Genomic DNA, 554 nt, shown 5'->3' with positions numbered 1-554 from the left:
TGTTGTGATGGTAAGATGCAACATACAAAAATCCATTATGTACCTGCATGGCATAATTGTACCAAGACCTACAATTTCCACCTCCTCTGTAAATTCCTCTAGCTCCAAAAGTACTATCTACAGCACCAGTTGCATAGGTTAATTTTTTAATTCCATATGTCCAATACTGAGCACCATAAATGTCTCCATTAGCATCTGCCGCAACAGACAAAGGATACATAAAGCCTGAACCACTGATCATTCTTGCCCCCATGCTTCCAGATTTATCTAGAAGAATTAAAACGTTTGCAGGGACATCGCTAATACCTGATCCAGGAGGTAAGTTTTTTGCAAATGAATTTTGAGAAAACAAAATCAAAGCAAAGATTAGTTTTAAAATAAATATTTTAACTTTCATCTTTCGCCTCTGCCTCTTGTTCTATTTTGTAATAAAATTCTCCTAACTTCATATCATATTCATCATTAGTAATAAAAATTTCTTCATCAATTAAATTTTCTGGATTTAAAAGTCTTTTATAAATAATTAATTTATTATTTTTTTCCCATGCATAAAA

1 protein-coding gene is annotated in these 554 nt (G+C 31.9%); it reads right to left on the bottom strand.

Going from position 1 to position 554, the window contains the following annotated elements; all coding sequences use genetic code 11:
* On the bottom strand, positions 1 to 397 hold a 397-nt coding region (locus tag AMO08_RS00645; protein WP_143323781.1), incomplete at its 3' end, for an NHL repeat-containing protein.
* Between the last annotated feature and the right edge of the window lie 157 nt (positions 398 to 554).

The sequence above is a fragment of the Candidatus Pelagibacter communis genome, assembly GCF_001180205.1.
Classification (GTDB): Bacteria; Pseudomonadota; Alphaproteobacteria; order Pelagibacterales; family Pelagibacteraceae; genus Pelagibacter; species Pelagibacter ubique_O.
This window is presented reverse-complemented; position numbering and strand designations above follow the sequence as displayed.